This window comes from Microbacterium sp. MYb66 (genome assembly GCF_002979435.1).
Lineage (GTDB): Bacteria > Actinomycetota > Actinomycetes > Actinomycetales > Microbacteriaceae > Microbacterium.
In genome coordinates, this window is the sequence record NZ_PCOV01000011.1 from 68,049 (window position 1) to 87,397 (window position 19,349).

At 70.5% G+C, this 19,349-nt stretch carries 20 protein-coding genes; 12 read left to right on the plus strand and 8 right to left on the minus strand.

The annotated features are described in order from the left end of the window. Window positions 1–36 precede the first annotated feature (36 nt). From iolC to rlmN, 6 genes are read left to right on the plus strand one after another with little or no spacing between them, the layout of a single operon-like run. Window positions 37–993, plus strand: coding sequence for a 5-dehydro-2-deoxygluconokinase (gene iolC, locus CQ045_RS16905; RefSeq protein ID WP_105725842.1), 957 nt, complete (start codon window positions 37–39; stop codon window positions 991–993). A gap of 1 nt (window position 994) precedes the next feature. After that, on the plus strand, window positions 995–1,894 hold the full coding sequence (locus CQ045_RS16910; RefSeq protein ID WP_091031531.1) for a hypothetical protein: 900 nt from the start codon (window positions 995–997) through the stop codon (window positions 1,892–1,894). 25 nt (window positions 1,895–1,919) lie between these two features. After that, window positions 1,920–3,443, plus strand: coding sequence for a CoA-acylating methylmalonate-semialdehyde dehydrogenase (locus CQ045_RS16915; protein WP_105725844.1), 1,524 nt, complete (start codon window positions 1,920–1,922; stop codon window positions 3,441–3,443). A gap of 22 nt (window positions 3,444–3,465) precedes the next feature. Further along, complete coding sequence (gene iolB / locus CQ045_RS16920; RefSeq protein WP_105725846.1) at window positions 3,466–4,380, plus strand: 5-deoxy-glucuronate isomerase; 915 nt, start codon at window positions 3,466–3,468, stop codon at window positions 4,378–4,380. Beyond that, entirely contained in the window at window positions 4,377–6,287 is a 1,911-nt protein-coding gene (gene iolD, locus CQ045_RS16925; RefSeq protein WP_105725848.1) for a 3D-(3,5/4)-trihydroxycyclohexane-1,2-dione acylhydrolase (decyclizing), read from the plus strand. Before iolB ends, iolD begins: the two co-directional genes overlap by 4 nt. Before the next feature lie 59 nt (window positions 6,288–6,346). Next, entirely contained in the window at window positions 6,347–7,636 is a 1,290-nt protein-coding gene (rlmN, locus tag CQ045_RS16930; protein ID WP_181156622.1) for a 23S rRNA (adenine(2503)-C(2))-methyltransferase RlmN, read from the plus strand. Here rlmN and CQ045_RS16935 read toward each other — a convergent pair. Next, entirely contained in the window at window positions 7,585–8,208 is a 624-nt protein-coding gene (locus CQ045_RS16935) for an NAD(P)H-dependent oxidoreductase (RefSeq protein ID WP_105725852.1), read from the minus strand. The two genes, rlmN and CQ045_RS16935, sit on opposite strands and share 52 nt — an antisense overlap. A 66-nt stretch (window positions 8,209–8,274) precedes the next feature. Between CQ045_RS16935 and CQ045_RS16940 the strand changes: the two genes are divergently transcribed. Then, the gene (locus tag CQ045_RS16940) at window positions 8,275–8,847 is read left to right on the plus strand and encodes a TetR/AcrR family transcriptional regulator (RefSeq protein ID WP_105725919.1); all 573 of its coding nucleotides are present in this window, start codon (window positions 8,275–8,277) and stop codon (window positions 8,845–8,847) included. Window positions 8,848–8,929: 82 nt separating this feature from the next. Continuing rightward, window positions 8,930–10,426, plus strand: coding sequence for a DUF4407 domain-containing protein (locus CQ045_RS16945; RefSeq protein ID WP_105725854.1), 1,497 nt, complete (start codon window positions 8,930–8,932; stop codon window positions 10,424–10,426). A 40-nt stretch (window positions 10,427–10,466) separates the two neighbouring features. On the opposite strand, the gene CQ045_RS16950 is transcribed toward CQ045_RS16945, so the two are convergent. Beyond that, window positions 10,467–10,751, minus strand: a complete 285-nt coding sequence (locus CQ045_RS16950) for a hypothetical protein (protein WP_105725856.1) — start codon at window positions 10,749–10,751, stop codon at window positions 10,467–10,469. A gap of 91 nt (window positions 10,752–10,842) precedes the next feature. On the opposite strand from CQ045_RS16950, the gene CQ045_RS16955 reads away from it, so the two are divergent. The 3 genes from CQ045_RS16955 to CQ045_RS16965 are packed head-to-tail and all read left to right on the plus strand — an operon-like array spanning window position 10,843 to window position 13,810. Next, window positions 10,843–12,270 carry a PLP-dependent aminotransferase family protein gene (locus tag CQ045_RS16955; protein WP_105725858.1) on the plus strand — a complete coding sequence of 476 codons (1,428 nt, stop codon included), beginning with the start codon at window positions 10,843–10,845 and terminating at the stop codon, window positions 12,268–12,270. Window positions 12,271–12,280: 10 nt separating this feature from the next. Next, window positions 12,281–12,787, plus strand: a complete 507-nt coding sequence (locus CQ045_RS16960; protein WP_146115264.1) for a hypothetical protein — start codon at window positions 12,281–12,283, stop codon at window positions 12,785–12,787. Window positions 12,788–12,796: 9 nt separating this feature from the next. Then, window positions 12,797–13,810 (plus strand): aldo/keto reductase family protein, encoded by a 1,014-nt coding sequence (locus CQ045_RS16965; RefSeq protein ID WP_105725863.1) that lies wholly within the window; start codon window positions 12,797–12,799, stop codon window positions 13,808–13,810. A gap of 28 nt (window positions 13,811–13,838) precedes the next feature. Here the strand turns inward: CQ045_RS16965 and CQ045_RS16970 are convergent, their stop codons facing one another. From CQ045_RS16970 to CQ045_RS16985, 4 genes are all read right to left on the minus strand, one after another. After that, the gene (locus CQ045_RS16970; RefSeq protein ID WP_105725865.1) at window positions 13,839–14,354 is read right to left on the minus strand and encodes a glycine cleavage system protein R; all 516 of its coding nucleotides are present in this window, start codon (window positions 14,352–14,354) and stop codon (window positions 13,839–13,841) included. Window positions 14,355–14,378: 24 nt separating this feature from the next. Further along, window positions 14,379–15,437, minus strand: coding sequence for a PLP-dependent cysteine synthase family protein (locus CQ045_RS16975; protein ID WP_105725867.1), 1,059 nt, complete (start codon window positions 15,435–15,437; stop codon window positions 14,379–14,381). Between the two features lie 43 nt (window positions 15,438–15,480). Next, a complete protein-coding gene (locus tag CQ045_RS16980) occupies window positions 15,481–15,837 on the minus strand; it encodes a cupin domain-containing protein (protein ID WP_105725921.1) in 357 nt (118 codons plus the stop codon). Between the two features lie 64 nt (window positions 15,838–15,901). Next, window positions 15,902–16,579 (minus strand): FadR/GntR family transcriptional regulator, encoded by a 678-nt coding sequence (locus tag CQ045_RS16985; RefSeq protein ID WP_105725869.1) that lies wholly within the window; start codon window positions 16,577–16,579, stop codon window positions 15,902–15,904. A 46-nt stretch (window positions 16,580–16,625) separates the two neighbouring features. Between CQ045_RS16985 and CQ045_RS16990 the strand changes: the two genes are divergently transcribed. Beyond that, the gene (locus tag CQ045_RS16990; protein ID WP_105725871.1) at window positions 16,626–17,597 is read left to right on the plus strand and encodes an amidohydrolase; all 972 of its coding nucleotides are present in this window, start codon (window positions 16,626–16,628) and stop codon (window positions 17,595–17,597) included. Between the two features lie 43 nt (window positions 17,598–17,640). Here the strand turns inward: CQ045_RS16990 and CQ045_RS16995 are convergent, their stop codons facing one another. Both CQ045_RS16995 and CQ045_RS17000 read right to left on the minus strand, forming a co-directional pair. Next, window positions 17,641–18,405 (minus strand): SDR family NAD(P)-dependent oxidoreductase, encoded by a 765-nt coding sequence (locus CQ045_RS16995; protein WP_181156623.1) that lies wholly within the window; start codon window positions 18,403–18,405, stop codon window positions 17,641–17,643. Beyond that, window positions 18,387–19,247: a fumarylacetoacetate hydrolase family protein gene (locus tag CQ045_RS17000; protein ID WP_105725875.1), complete on the minus strand. Its 861-nt coding sequence runs from the start codon at window positions 19,245–19,247 to the stop codon at window positions 18,387–18,389. Before CQ045_RS17000 ends, CQ045_RS16995 begins: the two co-directional genes overlap by 19 nt. Window positions 19,248–19,349: the final 102 nt, after the last annotated feature.

A 19,349-nucleotide genomic window follows, 5' to 3' on the forward strand; every position in this document is an offset into this window, starting at 1 on the left:
AATGTTAAGACAAATGACCGAGCGAGAGGAGGCACGATGACCGAGGAACGATCAGTCCCGGAGATCCTGACCGTCGGACGTCTGGGCGTCGACCTGTATCCGCTGCAGGACGGCGTCGGCCTCGGCGAGGTCAGCAGCTTCGGCAAGTACCTCGGCGGCAGTGCCGCCAACGTCTCCGTCGCCGCCGCGCGCTACGGCCATGACACCGCTCTGCTCTCCCGCGTCGGAGACGACCCCTTCGGGCGGTACCTGCGCGCCGAGCTGGAGCGCCTCGGGGTGCACAACCGGTACGTCGCGATCGACCCGACGTACAAGACGCCGATCACGTTCTGCGAGATCTTCCCGCCGGACGACTTCCCGCTGTACTTCTACCGCGAACCGTCCGCTCCCGACCTGCAGATCCGGCCGGAGGACGTCGACGAGGCCGCGGTGCGGCAGGCCGCGCTCGTCTGGTTCACCGCGACCGGTCTGAGCGAGGAGCCGAGCAGGCAGACGCACTTCGACCTCCTCCGGGCGCGCGGGCGCCGTGCGCACACGGTGTTCGATCTGGATTACCGGCCCATGTTCTGGGAGACGCCGGCCGAGGCCCGCACGCAGATCCAGCAGGCGCTGGGCTTCGCCACGGTCGCCGTGGGCAACCTCGAGGAGTGCGAGGTCGCTGTCGGCGAGACCGACCCGCAGCGGGCCGCGGATGCGCTCCTCGAGCGCGGTGTGGAATTGGCGATCGTGAAGCAGGGCCCCCGCGGCGTCCTCGCCAAGACGCGCTCGCGCCAGGTCGAGATCCCCGCGACCGCGGTCGAGGTCGTGAACGGACTCGGTGCCGGCGACGCGTTCGGCGGTGCGCTCTGCCACGGGCTGCTCGCGGAGTGGGAGCTGGAGAAGACGTTGACCTATGCGAACGCAGCGGGCGGCATCGTCGCCGGCCGCAGGGAATGCTCGACGGCGATGCCGACCGAGCGCGAGGTCGCCGAGGTCGTGAACGGAGATGCGTGAGATGACAGCCCTGACCGAAGAGGACTTCCACCGGCTCCGGACGGTGCGCGCGGAGTCGCCGCACACGATCCGCGAGACGCTGGCCGGACGCCGCCGCCGTGACATCATCCGCGGGGACGGACGGCTGTTCATCATCGCCGCCGACCACCCGGCGCGCGGTGCGCTCGCGGTCGGCGGATCCCCCTTCGCCATGGCCGACCGCTACGAGCTGCTCGATCGGCTCGCGATCGCCCTGCGGCATCCGGGGGTGGACGGCGTGCTCGGCACCCCCGACATCATCGACGACCTGGCGATGCTCGGCCTGCTCGACGACAAGATCGTCGTCGGGTCGATGAACCGCGGCGGCCTGCGCGGGGCCACGTTCGAGATGGACGACCGCTACACCGGGTACGACGTGCCCGCGATGGTGGACTCGGGCATCGACTTCGCCAAGGCTCTGCTGCGGGTGAACCTCGACGACGACGGGACGGCGCCCACGCTGGCCTCGACGGCCGACGCGGTGACCGCAGCCGCCCGGGCAGACCTTCCGATCATGCTCGAGCCGTTCCTCAGCCGCCGCGTCGACGGCCGGGTCGTCAACGACCTGAGCCCGGATGCCGTGATGCTGTCGATCGCGATCGCCAGCGGTCTCGGTGCGAGCAGTGCGAGCACGTGGCTGAAGCTCCCGGTCGTCGACGACATGGAGCGCGTGCTCGCGGCGACGACGCTGCCCGTGCTGCTGCTCGGCGGCGACGCGGGTGCCGATCCCGACGACACGTTCTCGTCCTGGGAGGACGCGCTGTCGCTCCCCGGCGTGCGCGGCCTGACCGTCGGCCGCACGCTCCTGTACTCGTCCGACATCGACGTGGCATCCGCCATCGATGTCGCCGCCTCCCTCGTCCACCCCGGGCTGACCGCCTGACCGCCCTCTCCGCAGAAGGACACGCATGACCTCCGCATCCGACGTCCCCGTCATCGGCCACTGGATCGACGGCGCCGCCCGCGCCTCCGCGAGCGGCCGCACCGCTCCCGTCCACAACCCCGCGACGGGGGCCGTGACCGGGCACGTCGCCCTGGCCGACGACTCCGAGATCGCGGATGCCATCGCCTCCGCGCAGCGTGGATTCCAGGTGTGGAGCGGCTACTCGATCGCGCGTCGTCAGGCGGTGATGTTCGCGTTCCGCGAGCTGCTGAACGCGCGCAAGGGTGAGCTGGCAGCGATCATCACGGCCGAGCACGGCAAGGTCCGCTCCGATGCGATGGGCGAGATCCTGCGCGGCCAGGAGGTCGTCGAGCTCGCGACGGGCTTCCCGCACCTGATCAAGGGCGCGTACTCGGAGAACGTCTCGACCGGCATCGACGTGTACTCGCTCAAGCAGCCGCTCGGCGTCGTCGGCATCATCTCGCCGTTCAACTTCCCCGCGATGGTGCCGATGTGGTTCTTCCCGGTCGCGATCGCCGCGGGCAACGCCGTGGTGCTCAAGCCCAGCGAGAAGGACCCGTCCGCCGCGCTGTGGCTCGCCGCCCTCTGGGCCGAGGCGGGTCTGCCCGACGGTGTGTTCACCGTGCTGCAGGGAGACAAGCAGGCGGTGGACGGACTGCTGGAGAGTCCGGATGTCGCCTCGATCTCGTTCGTCGGCTCGACGCCCATCGCCCAGTACATCTACGAGACCGCGTCGCGCCACGGCAAGCGGGTGCAGGCCCTCGGGGGCGCGAAGAACCACATGCTCGTCCTGCCGGACGCCGATCTCGACCTCGTCGCGGACCAGGCCGTGAACGCGGGATTCGGCGCGGCGGGGGAGCGGTGCATGGCCGTCTCCGTCGTGCTCGCGGTCGAGCCGGTGGCCGACGAGCTGATCGCGCGCATCTCGCAGCGCATCGCGGGGCTGCGCATCGGCGACGGTGCGGGAGGCGCTGACGGCGAGCCCGACATGGGGCCGCTGATCACCGCGGAGCACCGCGCGAAGGTGTCGGGCTACGTCGACATCGCCGAGGCCGACGGGGCGCGGGTCGTGGTCGACGGCCGAGGACTGACGGTCGACGGGAACGAAGACGGCTTCTGGTTCGGGCCGACGCTCATCGACGAGATCCCGACCTCCTCGCGGGCCTACCAGGAGGAGATCTTCGGGCCGGTGCTGTCGGTGGTGCGCGTGCAGACCTTCCAGGAGGGGGTCGACCTGATCAACTCCGGCCGGTTCGGCAACGGCACCGCGATCTTCACCAACGACGGCGGGGCGGCCCGCCGCTTCCAGCACGAGGTCCAGGTCGGGATGATCGGCATCAACGTTCCCATCCCGGTCCCCGTCGCGTACCACTCGTTCGGCGGGTGGAAGGCGTCGCTGTTCGGCGACGCGAAGGCGTACGGTGTCCATGGCTTCGACTTCTTCACCCGCGAGAAGGCGATCACCAGCCGGTGGCTCGACCCCGCCCTCCACGGCGGCATCGACCTCGGCTTCCCCCAGAACAGCTGAGCGGATGCGGGCAGGAGGCGCCATGACCGAAGACGGGAACTGGTTCCACCGTCGCGGCACGATCGGCCGCGACGGCTGGGAGAGCGTGGTCGACGACGCGACGCCCGGCTGGGCGCACACCGGCATCCGCATCGGCGTGCTCGGCGCAGGGGAGAGCCTCGCGCTCGCCGACACCGGGGTGGAGCGGATCATCGTGCCGCTCTCCGGATCGTTCTCCGTCGAGCACATCGAGGAGGGCGCGACCTCTGAGACGCAGCTCACCGGTCGCCGCTCCGTGTTCGACGGCCCGAGCGACGTGCTCTACCTCTCGGCGGCTGCCTCCGCCGTCGTCACGGGGACCGGTCGGGTGGCCGTGGCCTCGGCACCCACCTCGGTCGTGCATCCCACGCGGCACATCCTCGCGGCCGAGACCCCGGTCGAACTCCGCGGCGCCGGCGCCTCCAGTCGGCAGGTGCACAACTTCGGCACACCGGAGGCGCTCGACGCCGAGCGCCTCATCGTGTGCGAGGTCATCACGCCCGCCGAGAACTGGTCGTCGTACCCGCCGCACAAGCACGACGAGCACGTGCCTGGGCGGGAGTCGCGGCTCGAGGAGATCTACTACTTCGAGGCGGCGCCCACGCGTACCGGCGGAGACGCCGCAGCCGCCGACGCGGCATTCGGGATGTTCGCGACCTACTCCTCGGCCGTCGGCGAGATCGACGTCGCCGAGCGGGTCCGCACCGGCGACATCGCGCTCGTGCCCTTCGGGTTCCACGGTCCCGCCGTCGCCGCGCCCGGCTACGACCTCTACTACCTCAACGTCATGGCCGGCCCCGACCGGGAGCGGGCCTGGCTCATCACCGACGACCCCGCGCACGCGTGGGTGCGCGACAGCTGGAGCGGGCAGGACATCGATCCGCGGCTTCCCTACCGAGCAGACGGAGAACACCGATGAAGACGCGACGGATGACGGTCGGCCAGGCCCTGGTCGAGTTCCTCTCCCGGCAGTGGACGGTCGACGGCGACCTCCGCGAACGGACCGTACCCGGCATGTTCGGCATCTTCGGCCACGGGAACGTCGCCGGTCTCGGTCAGGCGCTGCAGCAGTACAACCTCGAGCAGCCCGACCTGATGCCCTACCACCAAGCCCGCAACGAGCAGGCGATGGTGCATCAGGCGGTGGGATTCGCCCGGATGCATCGCCGCAGGGCGACCTTCGCGAGCACCGCCTCGGTCGGACCCGGCGCCACGAACATGCTGACCGGCGCCGCACTCGCGACCACCAACCGGCTGCCGGCGCTGCTGCTGCCGAGCGACACCTTCGCCACGCGCGTCGCCGACCCCGTGCTGCAGCAGCTGGAGCGCCCGCACGACATCGGGCTCACCGTGAACGACGCGTTCCGCCCGCTCTCGGTGTTCTTCGACCGGGTGCAGCGCCCGGAGCAGCTGTTCTCGATCGCGCTGGCCGCGATGCGCGTCCTCACCGATCCCGCGGAGACGGGTGCGGTGACGATCGCCCTGCCGGAAGACGTGCAGGCCGAAGCGCTGGACGTCCCGCTCGAGTTCCTCCAGGACAGGGAATGGCACATCCGCCGCCCGCTTCCGGAGCGCGGACCGCTGGCCCGGGCCGTCGCGGCGATTCGTGGCGCGAAGCAGCCGCTCCTCGTCGCGGGCGGCGGCGTCATCTACTCCGAGGCGGAGCAGGCGCTGCGCGCGTTCGTCGAGGCCACCGGCATCCCGGTCGGCACGACGCAGGCGGGCGGCGGCGCGCTGCCGTGGGATCACCCCCGGTACCTGGGCGGGATCGGCGCGACCGGCACCACCGCGGCGAACCGCATCGCCGCGGAGGCCGACGTCATCATCGGCGTGGGCACCCGGTACAGCGACTTCACGACGGCCTCCCGCACGGCCTTCCAGAACCCCGATGCGGTGTTCGTCAACATCAACGTCGCGGCCTTCGACGCCTACAAGCACGGCTCGCAGCTTCCGGTCATCGCGGATGCCCGGGAGGCACTGGTCGCGTTGAACGACGAGCTCGGCGACTTCCGGGTCGCGCCGGGCCTGAGCACGCGGATCGCCGACGAGAAGCGGGAGTGGGATGCGCTGGTCGACCGGGCCCTCGCCCCCACGGGCCGCGAGCTGCCGGGCCAGCCCGAGATCATCGGCGCCGTGCGCGGGGCCGTGGCCGACGAAGACGTGATCGTGCAGGCGGCCGGCTCGCTCCCGGGCGACCTGCACAAGCTGTGGCGCGTCAGCGATCCGCTGGGCTATCACGTCGAGTACGCCTACTCCTGCATGGGGTATGAGATCGCGGGAGGCCTCGGCGTCAAGCGCGGACTCACGGCATCCGGCGACGAGCGCGACGTCGTCGTCATGGTCGGCGACGGCTCCTACCTGATGCTGAGCTCCGAGCTCGCGACCGCCGTGGCCGAGGGGATCAAGCTCATCGTCGTGCTCATCCAGAATCAGGGCTACGCCTCGATCGGGCACCTCTCGGAGACGGTCGGCTCGGAGCGCTTCGGCACGAAGTACCGCCGCTACGACGACGAGGCGCGCAACTTCCAGCACGGCGAGGTGCTGCCGGTCGACCTCGCCATGAACGCGCGCAGTTACGGCGTCGACGTCATCGAGATCGCGAAGGGCCCTGCGGCGATCGACGATCTGCGCGCCGCGGTCGCCGCCGCGAAGGCCGCCGAGCGGACCACGCTCATCCACGTCGAGAGCGATCCGACGGTCTACGGTCCCGACGGCGAGGGCTGGTGGGACGTGCCGGTGGCCGAGGTCTCGAGCACCGAGACCGCTCAGCGCGCCCGCGAGGAATACGAGGGTCAGCGCGCCGCACAGCGCCCCCTGCTGGGGTGAGGATGCCGGACGCGCCCGTTCCAGGCGCTTCCCATCCGTCACCGCGTACCCTGGAGGGTATGACTGAGACTCCCCGCACGCGCGAGACGCGCCCACAGGCAGCGCCCGCGTCGTCCCGCTCGGGGGCTGTCCGCGAGACCAAGAAGCCACAGGTGCGCCCTGCGACCGAGGGGTGGACCCAGCAGAAGGATGCCGAGGGGCGTCCGCTCCTGCAGTTCGCGAGCCCGAAGCGCGGCAAGCCGCCGGTGCACCTGGCCGACCTCACGCCGGCCGAGCGCGTCGAGAAGGTGAAAGAGCTCGGCCTGCCGGGCTTCCGCGCGAAGCAGCTGTCGACGCACTACTTCCGTCACTACACGTCCGACCCCGAGCAGATGACTGATCTCCCGGCCGACACCCGGGAGCAGCTCGTGGCCGGGATGCTGCCGCCGCTGCTCACCGAGGTCCGCCGCCTCGAGACCGACCGCGGCGACACGATCAAGTTCCTGTGGCGCCTGCACGACGGCGCCCTGGTCGAGTCGGTGCTCATGCGCTACCCCGGCCGCATCACACTGTGCGTGTCGAGCCAGGCCGGCTGCGGCATGAACTGCCCGTTCTGCGCGACCGGACAGGCGGGTCTGACCCGCAACATGTCCACCGCCGAGATCATCGAGCAGATCGTCCGCGCCAACCGGCTCATCGCCGAGGGCGGCCTGGGCGGCAAGAAGTCCGACGACCACAGCATGGAGCGCGTCTCGAACATCGTCTTCATGGGGATGGGTGAGCCGCTCGCCAACTACAAGCGCGTGATGGATGCGGTGCGGTCGATGGTCGCGCCGCAGCCCGACGGCCTCGGCATGAGCGCCCGCGGCATCACGGTGTCGACCGTGGGCCTGGTGCCGGCGATCAAGAAGCTCGCCGACGAGGGCATCCCGGTCACCTTCGCGCTGTCGCTGCACGCGCCCGACGACCACCTGCGCGACGAGCTGATCCCGGTCAACTCCCGCTGGAAGGTCGATGAGGCACTGGACGCCGCCTACGACTACTACGCCAAGACCGGCCGTCGCGTGTCGATCGAGTACGCGCTCATCAAGGACATGAACGACCACGCCTGGCGTGCCGACCTGCTGGCCGAGAAGCTCAACCAGCGCGGACGCGGCTGGGTGCACGTGAACCCGATCCCGCTGAACCCGACGCCCGGCTCGATCTGGACGGCATCCGAGAAGGACGTCACGAACGAGTTCGTGCGCCGCCTGAACGATGCCGGCATCCCGACCACCCTCCGCGACACCCGCGGCAAGGAGATCGACGGCGCCTGCGGTCAGCTCGTCGCCACCACCGAAGACGAGGCGGCCTCCGCCGCGATGGCCTGAGGCCGGCCCGCGCGGCGGGCGTCGACGGTGCCGAGATGCTCGGCGCGGTCGAGCCAGCGGGTGATGGTGACGGCATCCGCGTCCTTCACCCCGAGCATGCGGTGCGTGCGCACCGAGCGGATGCCGCAGAAGCGCATCGTGCCCCGGGCGACGTGGGTCTGGGCGGGCAGCCCTGTGAACGGCGCGAAGTACCAGGGCGTGTCCGCGAGCAGCAGCAGCCTGCCGTTGCGGACCGGCAGCAGTCCCTCGACGAGACCGAGCTTCGTGTAGCGATACTCCTGCTGGGGCAGCAGGGCGCGATCGAAGAAGCCCTTGAGGAGTGCGGGCACCGACCCCCACCACAGCGGCGTGGCCACGACGATCGTGTCGGCCTCGTGCAGGGCCTGCTTCGCCTCGATGAGGTCGGGCTCGAGAGTCATGCGCTCCCGGTAGCCGAAGCGCAGATTCGGATCGAAGTCGAGATCGCGCAGGGCGAGCACGCGGGCGTCGCCGTGCCCGGCGGCGTAGCGCTGGACGAGTGAAGCGGTCAGGGAGCGGCCGTCGGGGTGGCCGTCGATCACGAGAGCGGACATGACTGGGTTCCTATCTGGACAGTGTCAAGCTGGTGGACAGTGTCAAGATAGGAGACAATGTTGCTCATGTCAAGTTCGAAGGACGGCTACCACCACGGCGACCTCGCCCGTGCTCTGGAGGATGCCGCGATGCAGCTGCTGGAGCGGATGCCGGCGGCCGAGATCAGCCTGCGCGAGGTCGCGCGCGCCGCGAACGTCAGCCACAACGCGCCGTACCACCACTTCTCCGATCGGCTCGGGCTGCTCAAGGTGATCGCCGAGCGCAGCATGGCCGACCTCCTCGATCAGGTCCGCACCGCCGCCGAGAGGGCCACGACGCCACGGGCGGCGCTCACCGACGGCGGCTCGGCGTACATCCGCTTCGCCGTCGATCATCCGCATGCGTTCGATGCCGTGTACGACCCGACCGTCTGCGTTCCCGGATCCCCCACTGCCACGATGGCGCCGCTGATCGACGGGCTCGAGGCCGTGCTCGCCGAGGGGGCGGCCGCTGCCGGGCTCGACCGGCCGACCGACGTCGTCGCGCTGTGGGGTCTGATCCACGGTCTCGGCACGCTCGCCGCTGCCGGACACTTCACGCTCGACGACGGGCTGTCCGCCTACGCCGCCGCGCTCGAGCGGCTGCTCCCGGCCGACTGACCCCGGCTCGGAGCCGCAACCTGTGAGTCGCTCCGAGCACTCTTCCACGTTATCCACAGGCGATCTTTCGTAGATTGTCGGGATGCCCTATTCCGCCCATCGACCGGGTCGCTACGACTCGCAGGGTCGGATCATCCTCGACAGCGACTCGAACGCCGTCACCGATGACCTCGACTTCCTGCGCGAGTTCGAGCCCACCGGCACCGACGACGCCACCCGCGAGGTGCCCGTCGCAGCTCCCGCCGAGGCGACCCCGATCGCCGACGCTATCGCTGCGGACGAACCCGCTCCCGTCACGCCGCCGCGCGAGCCCCGTGTCCGCAAGCCCCGCCGGAAACGCGCACCGCGCACGCCCGGTTCGTCCGCGCGGACGCTGGCCATCCTCGGCGGAGCGGAGGGCGAGATCCTCGACCGCGTGCCCGGAGAGACACCGCGCTTCGTGCAGATGTTCTTCGTCCTCGCCGGCACCGCGCTGGTCTCGGCGATCTCGATGCTCTTCGCCCTCACCACCGGCGTGCGGGCGGCGATGTGGCTGGCCGTGCCGCTGGCTCTCGTGTGGGCGCTCATCATCTTCAACCTCGATCGCTTCCTCACCTTGACCATGAGCTCGACGAGGAACGTCTGGCGACTCATCGGCCTGGCGATCCCGCGAGTGATCATGGCCGCGATCATCGGCTTCGTCGTCGCCGAGCCGTTGGTGCTGCAGATCTTCCACAACGACATCGCCCGCGAGGTCGCGTCGACCAACATCACGCAGTCCCAGTCCGACCAGGAGGCGCTCAAGACGGGGCCGGAGAAGATCGCCCTGGATGCGGCATCCGCCAAGGTCGCCGAACTCGAGAACCAGGCCGCGACCGGCATCGTGGCCGGTACCGACTCGTCATCGGCCACCGAGTCGGCCGCCCAGGCCACGGTCGACGACGTGACCGCGAAGATGACCGCCCAGCAGGCCGTGATCGACCAGGCTCGCGTGCTCTACCAGTGCGAGCTCACCGGCGAGGGCGCCGGTACGGTTCCCGGCTGCACCGGTGTCAACGGCGAGGGCGCGAGTTCGAACGCCGCCAAGGCGCAGCTCGCCGAAGCCCAGCAGACCTACGACGCGCTCGCCGCGCAGCTGCGCACCGCCAACGAGGAGCTCGCCGCCGCCGGCACCGCCGCGAAGGAGAACACCTCCTCGTCCGAGGCGCAGAACCGGGAGCAGGCGAAATCGCAGCTGCCGACCGCGCGGGACTCCTACGACCAGGCCCTTGCCGCGTACAACGCGCGGGCGGATGCCGTGGCGCAGGGCAACGCCGGGGCAGTGGGCCTGCTCAGTCAGATCAGCGGGCTGAACCGCCTGAGCGAGAAGGAGCCGTCGATCCTGTGGGCGCATCTCCTGATCGCCGCGCTGTTCTTCATGATCGAGCTGCTGCCCGTGCTGGTGAAGGTGCTCACGAGCTACGGCGATCCGAGCCTGTACGAGAAGGCCGCCGCGATCCGCAAGCAGGTCGCGCTGGACCGCGTGACCGCCGAGGGCTTCCGCGACCGCGCCGAGATCGTGACCACGCCTGCTCCGTCTCCTTCGGCGCACGCGACCTGACCCTGCGACATCCGCTCCCGTCGCACTCTCCGTCGTCCGCCTAGGCGACCAGCGACAGATTCTGCGACGGGAGCAGCAGGTCGGCGATCACGGACGAGGCATGGTCGCGGCCGGCCGCGGCAAGGGAGCGGATCAGGGCGACCGTCGACGGAGGGCGGGGCCACTGCTCGCCCGTCAGCGCCGCCTCGATCAGGGCGAGCGGCTGCTGCAGTGCCGGGTCGTGCTGACGGGAGTCCTCGCTCAACCAGGCGATGAGCTCGGTGATGGTCCAATCGGGGCTGATTGGTCCAAGGATCTGCGCGTGGGTGGTCAATGGCTTGTCCATTGGTCCAGAATCGGGTCTCATGAGTGCAGAAGACAGGGCCAATGAACGGCCAGTGGACCATCGATCGGCTGGGAGTGGAGCCGTCGCGCTGGTGCAGGCCGGCGATGTGTCGTCGGAAGGCCTCTCGGCCCGGCTCGGCCGCTGGACGCACGGCGACGGCACGCTCGCGACCCGGCTCGCGCGCGGAGTCGAGGCTCTGATCGAGAGCGGCGAGCTGCGACCCGGGGACCGGCTCCCGGCCGAGCGGGCTTTCGCCGCCGCGAGCTCCGTGTCGCGCGGCACGGTGGTCGCCGCCTACGCGGACCTCGCCGAGCGCGGCCTCGTCGACCGGCGGCAGGGGAGCGGCACGCGCATCGCCGGCTCCGCGGCATCCGTCGCCCCGGTGCAGCGACCGGGACGAGGCGAGGCACTGTTCTCGGCGCTCCCGAACGCGATCGACCTGCTGCGCACCGTGCCGCAGATCTCCGAGCTGGGCGTGCAGCTCATCCGCGACCACAAGCCGCAGCTCGACCTGGCCCTGCTGCCCGAGACCGATCCCGCCGGCCTACCCGCGCTGCGGACTCTCATCGCCGACATGTACGCCGCCGAGGGCACGCCGACCACGCCGGAGCAGATCCTCGTGACGCACGGCGCGCAGCAGGCCATCAGCCTCGTCGTCAACGCACTCGTCGGCCCGGGCGATATCGTGCTCGCCGAGGAGATCACCTGGCCGGGGGTCACCGATTCCGTGGGTCTCCGCGGCGGCTCGGTGCACGGCATCCCGATGGGGCCCGACGGACTCGATGTCGAGGCGCTCGAACAGGCACTGGCGCGACTGCGGCCCGTGCTCGTCGCGCTGAACCCGCACCACCAGAACCCGACGGGGTCGCGCCTTCCCGCCGCCGCTCGGCATCGTGTGGCCGAGCTCGCCGCGCAGTACGGCGTCCCGGTCATCGAAGACCGCGTGCTCGCCGGCATCTCCTTCGACGGGGTGGTGCCGCCCACGCTCGCGGCCGAGCGCGCCGACGCCCCGATCATCGTCGTCGAGTCGGTGTCGAAGTGGGTGTGGGCGGGACTGCGGATCGGCTGGCTGCGCGCCGACCCCGTGCTCGTCCGCCGCCTGCGCGGTGCCCGACAGCTCGCCGACCAGTCCACGAGCGTGCCGGGACAGCTGCTCGCCCTCGACCTGATCGCTCGCGCCGACGACCTCCGTCGAGCGAACAGCCGCATCCACCAGGACAGGCTGCGGCTCCTGCAGGACCTGATGGCCGAACACCTGCCGGAGTGGGCGTGCGAGCCGCCGCGCGGCGGGCTGTCGCTGTGGGTCCGGGTTCCCGCGGGCTCCGCCGCCGCGCTGGCCAGGGTCGCCGCGGCGCACGGAGTCTCGATCGCGGGGAGCGCGGCGTTCGCGGTCGCGGTCTCGCCCGACGACCACATCCGCATCCCGTTCACGGCGCCGGACGAGGTGCTCACGGAGGGCATCCGCCGGCTCGGCGCGGCCTGGCGCGAATATCGGGAGACTCTCGGGATGCCTTCCTAGGATGACGCGCATGACTCGGATGCAGCGCCGGACCCTGTGGATCTCGATCGTCGGCGTGCTCGCGGTCACGGTCTATGCGACGTTGGCGGCGCTGCAGATCCTGGTGTGGACGCCCCTCGCGGCAGTCCCCGGGCTCACGCTCGATCAGATCCGAGGGGAGCTGAGCGAGGCAGGCGAGTCGCTGAACGAGGCCATGACCATCGTGATCCTCGGTGTCGGGGTCGTCCTCGCCCTGGCCGTCGCCGTGGTCTCCGTGAGGGCGCGGGTCCATCCCGTGGTTCCGGCGATGAGCCTTCTGAGCGTCCTCATGCTCGGAGGCCCCGGCTTCTTCATCGCCTCCTTCGGGCCGGGTATGTCGCTGGCCGACACCTTCATGATCTCGGCGGGGGTCACCCTGCCCGGGGTGCGGCCGTTCTACGCGGTCAGCGCGCTCGCCGCTGCCGCCCTGGTGATCGGCGGGATCGTCGTCGTCGTGCGGCGTTCAGGGTCCGCTCCCGCACCGGCGGCGAGCCAGTAACGTTGGTCCATGGTCAACTATCGCTACCTCGGCAACAGCGGTCTCAAGGTCTCCGAGATCACCTACGGCAACTGGGTCACCCACGCCTCGCAGGTCGGCGACGACGCCGCGATCAAGACGGTGCACGCCGCGCTGGACGCCGGCATCACCACCTTCGACACCGCCGACACCTACGCCAACACGGCCGCCGAGGTCGTGCTCGGCAAGGCCCTCGAAGGGCAGCGCCGTGCGGGCCTGGAGATCTTCACGAAGGTCTACTTCCCGACCGGTCCGAAGGGCCCGAACGACACCGGGCTGAGTCGCAAGCACATCTTCGAGTCGATCGACGGCTCGCTGCAGCGCCTGGGCACCGACTACGTCGACCTGTACCAGGCGCACCGTTTCGACCACGAGACTCCGCTCGAGGAGACGTTCCAGGCCTTCGCTGACGTCGTCCGTCAGGGCAAGGCGCTCTACATCGGCGTCTCGGAGTGGACGGCCGAGCAGCTGCGCGAGGGGCACGCGCTGGCTGCGCAGCTCGGCATCCAGCTCATCTCGAACCAGCCGCAGTACTCCATGCTGTGGCGCGTGATCGAGGGCAAGGTCGTGCCGGCATCCGAAGAACTCGGCATCTCGCAGATCGTCTGGTCGCCGATGGCGCAGGGCGTGCTCAGCGGCAAGTACCTGCCGGGTCAGCCGGTGCCGGAGGGGTCGCGCGCGACCGACCCGCACAGCGGCGCCGACTTCATCAAGCGCCTCCTGCAGGACGACATCCTCACCGCCGTGCAGCGGCTGAAGCCGATCGCCGAGCAGGCGGGCCTGTCGATGCCGCAGCTCGCGATCGCGTGGGTGCTGCAGAACCCGAACGTCGCGGCGGCCCTGGTCGGGGCGTCGCGCCCGGAGCAGCTCGCCGAGACGGTCAAGGCCTCGGGCGTGAAGCTCGACGCCGACACGCTCGCCGCGATCGACACCGCCCTGGGCGACACGGTCAACCGCGACCCCGAGAGCACCTACTCGTCCTCGCCGAAGACGCGGCTCGTCTGAGGCGCGTCCGCGGCGAAGGGAGAAGCGGTCAGCCGAGCGTGATGTCGACCTGGATCTCGGCCGCCAGGCGCTCGAGGTCGGCGCGCAGCGCGTCCAGGTCGACGGATGCCGGAACCTTCGCGGTCACCGATGCCTCGAACAGGCGGCCGCCGGCCATCGCGGCATCCCTGGTCTCGGTCGCGAGCTCCTCGATGCTCAGGGCATGCGCGCTCAGCACGCCGGATACCTCGCGCACGATGCCGGGGCGGTCGTTGCCGAGCACCTGGATCTCGAGCAGCCGATCGTCGGCGGCAGCCGCATCGGGCGTCCCGGTGAGCACGGCGAGAGTCAGCAGTCCCTGGCCCTGGAGGCCCCGCAGCGCGGACTGCAGGTCGGCGGCGCGCTCCTCGGCGACCGAGACCTCGATCACTCCTGCGAACGTCCCGGCGAGTTCGGCCAGCGAGCTGTTCTCCCAGTTGCCGCCGTGCGCATCGACGACGTCGGCGACAGCGGCCACGAGGCCAGGACGGTCTGCACCCGCGACGGTGAGGATCAGAGTAGTCATGCGGCCAGCGTAGCCCGCAGCACTTCACTCCACCCAGACGCCCGTCTCGAGGAAACGGTCCAGCCGCGCGCGGTGCGGAGCGAGGTCCCAGCCCTGCGCCGCGACCCACTCGTCGGAGTAGTACGTGCCGGCGTAGCGGACCCCGCTGTCGCAGATCAGGGTCACGACGCTGCCGGTCTCGCCCGCGGCCCGCATCCGGGCGATGAGCTGGAACGCGCCGTAGAGGTTCGTGCCGGTCGAGCCGCCCGCCCAGTGCAGGGTGCGGTCGCGCAGCATCCGGATCGCGGCGATCGAGCCGGCGTCGGGCACCCGGATCATCTCGTCGATCACGGTCGGCACGAACGACGCCTCGACGCGCGGTCGTCCGATGCCCTCGATGCGGCTGGGGCGACCGGCGGGAGGGTCGACCGTTCCTGCCCAGCCGTCGTAGAACGCGGAGCCCTCGGGGTCGACGACGGCGATCCGCGTCTCGTGCCTGCGGTACTTCACGTACCTGCCGAAGGTCGCGCTCGTGCCGCCCGTGCCGGCCCCGACGACGATCCACGACGGGATCGGATGCCGTTCCTGCGCGAGCTGGCTGAACACGCTCTCCGCGATGTTGTTGTTGCCGCGCCAGTCGGTCGCGCGCTCCGCGAACGTGAACTGGTCGAGGTAGTGGCCGCGGCAGTCGGATGCCAGGCGCTGCGCCTCGGGCGACATGTCCTCCGCGCGGTCCACGAAGTGGCAGGTGCCACCGTAGAACTCGATCAGGTCGATCTTCTCCTGCACGGTCGACCGCGGCACGACCGTGATGAACGGCAGCCCCAGCATCCGAGCGAAGTAGGCCTCCGAGACGGCGGTGGATCCGCTCGAGGACTCCACGAGCGTCGAGTCCTCGCGGATGCGGCCGTTGACCAGGCCGTAGAGGATCAGGGAGCGCGCGAGGCGGTGCTTGAGGGAGCCGGTCGGATGAACGGACTCGTCCTTCAGGTACAGGTCGATGCCCCATTCGGGCGGCAGCGGGAACAGGTGCAGGTGCGTGTCGGCGCTGCGGTTCGCGTCGGCTTCCAGCAGGGCGATCGCGGTGCTGGTCCAGTCGCTCATGCTCTCGAGACTACCGGCCGGTTCGCAGCCACTCCCGGTCCGCTCACGCCGCGGCAGAGCTCTCGGGGCCGAGGTGGGCTGCGCTCGGCTCGCCGGCCGCATCGCCCTTGAGCTCGATGAGGATGGTGTGCGTGGGCGTCGTCCCGGTGTTCTCGCCGGAGTGGCGCTGCGCCGGTATCCAGACGGCCTGCCCGGTGGTGAGCGCGGTGTCGAATGTGCGCTCTCCGGCGCTGAGGCGGCGGGAGAAGTCGCTGAGGGTGACCATGACGCTGTTGGGATGGTCGTGCGGAGTCGTCCGGTCGCCCGGCACGTCGGTGTACTCGAGCACGCGGACGTGCTCGTTCTCCCAGAGCGTGCGGTAGTGGTCGGGGTTGGTCAGGGTGGGATCGTCGGTGATCATGCGGTGACCGTACACCCCGTCGAGGGCTCGCGTCAGTCCCATCCGACGACGTCTGCGGAGGCGCTCAGGCGGATGCCGCGTGGCGCAGCCAGCGCTCGATCCCGGCGATGTGCGCGGTGGTCAGCGAGGTCGCCAGTGCGGGGTCGCGCTGCGCGACGGCCTCGGCGATCGCGCGGTGCTCCGACAGGGTGCGCTCGACGGCGCCGCTCTCGGTGAGGCCCCGCCACGCACGGGCACGCACCGTCTGACTGCTCAGATGCTCGATCAGGCTGGCCAGGTAGGCGTTGCCCGCCATCTCCACGATGTCGCGGTGGAATCGGATGTCGTGATCGACGAGCTCCTCGATGCTGACGGAGGCGTCGATGCTCTCGACCTCGCGCTGCAGCTCCGCGATCTGCTCATCGGTGCCGAGCGTGGCGGCCAGGCCGGTCGCCTGCGACTCCAGCATCCGGCGCACGGCGAAGATCTCGAGCATCGAGTCGTCGTCGTGCATGTCGACGACGAAGGAGATCGCCTCCAGCAGCAGGTGCGGCTCGAGGCTGGTCACATACGTGCCGTCGCCCCGGCGCACGTCGAGGACCCGGATGACCTCGAGCGCCTTCACGGCTTCGCGCATGGAGCTGCGGGAGAGGCCCAGACGTTCGGAGAGCTCCTTCTCCGGGGGGAGGCGGTCACCGGGGGCGAGCTCCCCCGCCACGATCATCGCCTTGATCTTCTCGATCGCCTCGTCCGTCACTGCCATGGCGTCATCCTAGCGATTGATCGGATGTCTGCGGCAGGATGGTGCCATGCGCGTCCTCGATTCACACCTGCACCTCTGGGATCCGGAGATTCTGACGTACACCTGGCTCGAAGGCCCGATGGCATATCGGTTCGCCGGCCTCGAGCTCGAGCGCGCTCGCCTGGAGCGCGCCGAGACGGAGAAGTCCGTGTTCGTGCAGGCCGAGACCGTCGAAGACGACTTCCTCGACGAGGTGCGCTGGGTCGCGGGCCTGGCGCCCGCGATCGGGATCGTGGGCATCGTCGCGGGCATCCGCCTCGACCGGGGGACGGACACCGTCGCGCACCTCGAAGGCCTCGTGGCGGAGCCTCTCGTGGTCGGTGTGCGGCACAACCTGCAGGGGGAGCCCGACGGGCTGGCCGTCTCCGCGGCGTTCGTGACCGGCGCGCGCGAGGTCGCTGCCCGCGATCTGAGCTTCGACGCGTGCGTGCGGGCGGGTCAGCTGCCCGACGTCGCCCGGCTCGCCGGAGCCATCCCGGAGCTGCGGATCGTGCTCGACCATCTCGGGAAGCCCGCCGTGGGCACGTCTGCCGCTCCGCTCGCGCCGTCCGCGGAGTGGGTGCGCGATCTCGCCGAGTTCGCCCGGCATCCGAACGCGTTCTGCAAGCTCTCGGGACTGCCGGGAGAGGCCGGCGGCGACTGGAGTGCGGAGCAGCTCGAGCCGTTCCTCGACGTCGCGGCCGATGCGTTCGGCGCGGAGCGGCTGATGTGGGGGAGCGACTGGCCCGTCTCGGCGATCGGCCCGGCGGAGGCCGGAGACCCGCACGCTCCGGAAGACGGCTCCGCCACGTACCAGCCCACGGCCCGCTCGCGCTGGGCCGACGCGGTGATCGCGTGGGCGGAGTCACGGGGACACGACGTCGACACGATCCTCTGGGCCACCGCCGAGCAGTTCTATCGCACCGACGCGCGACCGCAGCCCCCGTCCGGAGATGCGCCGCGCACCGGCATCCGAGGCTGGCTTCGCGGCAGAGGCTGACCCCGGCGTCGACTCCGCCGGCGCGAAGCGGCCCCGCCTGACCTCACTCCGGACGCAGGCGGAGCTGTGCCATACCGCCGTCGACCTCGATGAAGGTGCCGGTGGTCGATCCGGCGGCAGGACTCACGAGGTAGGCGACCGCGGCGGCGACCTCGTCGGGGCGGACGAGGCGTCCGTGCGGCTGGCGGGCTTCGAGGGCGGCGCGCTCGGCGGCGGGGTCGGCCGCCGAATCGAGCAGTCGCCCGACCCACGGGGTGTCGGCGGTGCCGGGGTTGACCGCGTTCACACGGATGCCCTCGCGGAGGTGGTCTGCCGCCATGGCGCGGGTGAGGGCGGCGACGGCACCCTTCGACGCGCTGTAGAGAGCGCGCTGCGGCAGTCCGGTGGTCGAGGCGATGGAGGCCGTGTTGCAGACCGCGGCCGACGGGGACTCCCGCAGCCAGGGCAGCGCCGCCGAGGTGACGCGGGCGATTCCGGTGACGTTGACCGAGAGCACGCGAGCCCACTCGTCGTCGTCGTTCGCGGCGATGTCGCCCTGGGCGCCGATCCCGGCGTTGTTGACGACGATGTCGATGCGCCCGAACCTCTCGGCCACGCCGGCGACGGCGGCGTCGACGCTCGCGCGGTCGGACACGTCGGCCGTGAAGGCCGCGAATGAGGGGTCGGCCGTGGCGGTGTCGCGGTCGAGGACCGCGATGGTCGCCCCGTCCGCGTGCAGACGCTGCGCGATCGCCGCGCCGATTCCGGATGCTCCGCCGGTGACGATCGCCACCAGCCCGTTCAGTGTGCTCACTTCTCTGCCTCCCATGCGACGAAGTCCTGTCGCTGACGACCGAGGCCGTCGATCTCGATCTCCACCACGTCGCCGGCGGCGAGGTAGGGGTACTTGCCCGACAGGGCGACGCCCTGCGGGGTGCCGGTGAGGATGAGGTCACCGGGCTCGAGCGTCACGTACTGCGACAGGTGATGCACGATGTGCTCGACCGTGAAGATCATGTCGCTCGTGTTCGAGTCCTGCCGCGGCTCGCCGTTCACGAAGCTCCGAAGGCCCAGCGCCTGATGGTCGACCTCGTCGGGGGTGACCAGCCAGGGTCCGGTCGGGTTGAATCCGGGTGCGATCTTGCCCTTGGACCACTGTCCGCCGGAGACCTCGATCTGGAAGGCGCGCTCGGAGACGTCGTTCGCGGCGACGAAGCCGGCGACGTGCGCGAGCGACTCGGCGGGGGAGTCGAGGTAGGAGGCGCGGGCGCCGATGACGATGCCGAGCTCGACCTCCCAGTCGGTCTTCTCGCTGCCGCGCGGGATCGTGACGGCGTCGTTCGGGCCGACGACCGTGTTCGGCGTCTTGAGGAAGAGGATCGGGATCGTCGGGGGCTCCGACCCGGACTCGGCCGCGTGGGCGGCGTAGTTCATGCCGATGCAGATCACGGCGCTCGGGCGGGCGATCGGCGCACCGATGCGCATCGCCGCGGCATCCGCGAGTTCGGGCAGTTCTCCGGCCTCGCGGGCGGCCGTGACACGGGCGACGAAGTCGCTCTCGAGGAAGTCGCCGTTCACATCGGATGTTACGGAGCGGAGGTCGAGGTAGCGGTCGCCCTCGACGAGGACGGGGATCTCAGTCCCAGGGGTGCCGAGCCGCGCGAACTTCATGTTTCTCCTGATCGGTCGGGAGGCCGCGACGCAGCGGCCCGTCTCTTTGACAGTATAGACATCCGATGTTTACACTCCAAGGGATCCGCACGGAAGAAACAG

What these genes read in the sequence shown, in the direction of transcription:
- iolC (WP_105725842.1), top strand. Translation starts at nt 37, where the DNA reads ATGACCGAGGAACGATCAGTCCCGGAGATCCTGACCGTCGGACGTCTG.
- CQ045_RS16910 (WP_091031531.1), top strand. Translation starts at nt 995, where the DNA reads ATGACAGCCCTGACCGAAGAGGACTTCCACCGGCTCCGGACGGTGCGC.
- CQ045_RS16915 (WP_105725844.1), top strand. Translation starts at nt 1,920, where the DNA reads ATGACCTCCGCATCCGACGTCCCCGTCATCGGCCACTGGATCGACGGC.
- iolB (WP_105725846.1), top strand. Translation starts at nt 3,466, where the DNA reads ATGACCGAAGACGGGAACTGGTTCCACCGTCGCGGCACGATCGGCCGC.
- iolD (WP_105725848.1), top strand. Translation starts at nt 4,377, where the DNA reads ATGAAGACGCGACGGATGACGGTCGGCCAGGCCCTGGTCGAGTTCCTC.
- rlmN (WP_181156622.1), top strand. Translation starts at nt 6,347, where the DNA reads ATGACTGAGACTCCCCGCACGCGCGAGACGCGCCCACAGGCAGCGCCC.
- CQ045_RS16935 (WP_105725852.1), bottom strand. Translation starts at nt 8,208, where the DNA reads ATGTCCGCTCTCGTGATCGACGGCCACCCCGACGGCCGCTCCCTGACC.
- CQ045_RS16940 (WP_105725919.1), top strand. Translation starts at nt 8,275, where the DNA reads ATGTCAAGTTCGAAGGACGGCTACCACCACGGCGACCTCGCCCGTGCT.
- CQ045_RS16945 (WP_105725854.1), top strand. Translation starts at nt 8,930, where the DNA reads ATGCCCTATTCCGCCCATCGACCGGGTCGCTACGACTCGCAGGGTCGG.
- CQ045_RS16950 (WP_105725856.1), bottom strand. Translation starts at nt 10,751, where the DNA reads ATGGACAAGCCATTGACCACCCACGCGCAGATCCTTGGACCAATCAGC.
- CQ045_RS16960 (WP_146115264.1), top strand. Translation starts at nt 12,281, where the DNA reads ATGACTCGGATGCAGCGCCGGACCCTGTGGATCTCGATCGTCGGCGTG.
- CQ045_RS16965 (WP_105725863.1), top strand. Translation starts at nt 12,797, where the DNA reads ATGGTCAACTATCGCTACCTCGGCAACAGCGGTCTCAAGGTCTCCGAG.
- CQ045_RS16970 (WP_105725865.1), bottom strand. Translation starts at nt 14,354, where the DNA reads ATGACTACTCTGATCCTCACCGTCGCGGGTGCAGACCGTCCTGGCCTC.
- CQ045_RS16975 (WP_105725867.1), bottom strand. Translation starts at nt 15,437, where the DNA reads ATGAGCGACTGGACCAGCACCGCGATCGCCCTGCTGGAAGCCGACGCG.
- CQ045_RS16980 (WP_105725921.1), bottom strand. Translation starts at nt 15,837, where the DNA reads ATGATCACCGACGATCCCACCCTGACCAACCCCGACCACTACCGCACG.
- CQ045_RS16985 (WP_105725869.1), bottom strand. Translation starts at nt 16,579, where the DNA reads ATGGCAGTGACGGACGAGGCGATCGAGAAGATCAAGGCGATGATCGTG.
- CQ045_RS16990 (WP_105725871.1), top strand. Translation starts at nt 16,626, where the DNA reads ATGCGCGTCCTCGATTCACACCTGCACCTCTGGGATCCGGAGATTCTG.
- CQ045_RS16995 (WP_181156623.1), bottom strand. Translation starts at nt 18,405, where the DNA reads ATGGGAGGCAGAGAAGTGAGCACACTGAACGGGCTGGTGGCGATCGTC.
- CQ045_RS17000 (WP_105725875.1), bottom strand. Translation starts at nt 19,247, where the DNA reads ATGAAGTTCGCGCGGCTCGGCACCCCTGGGACTGAGATCCCCGTCCTC.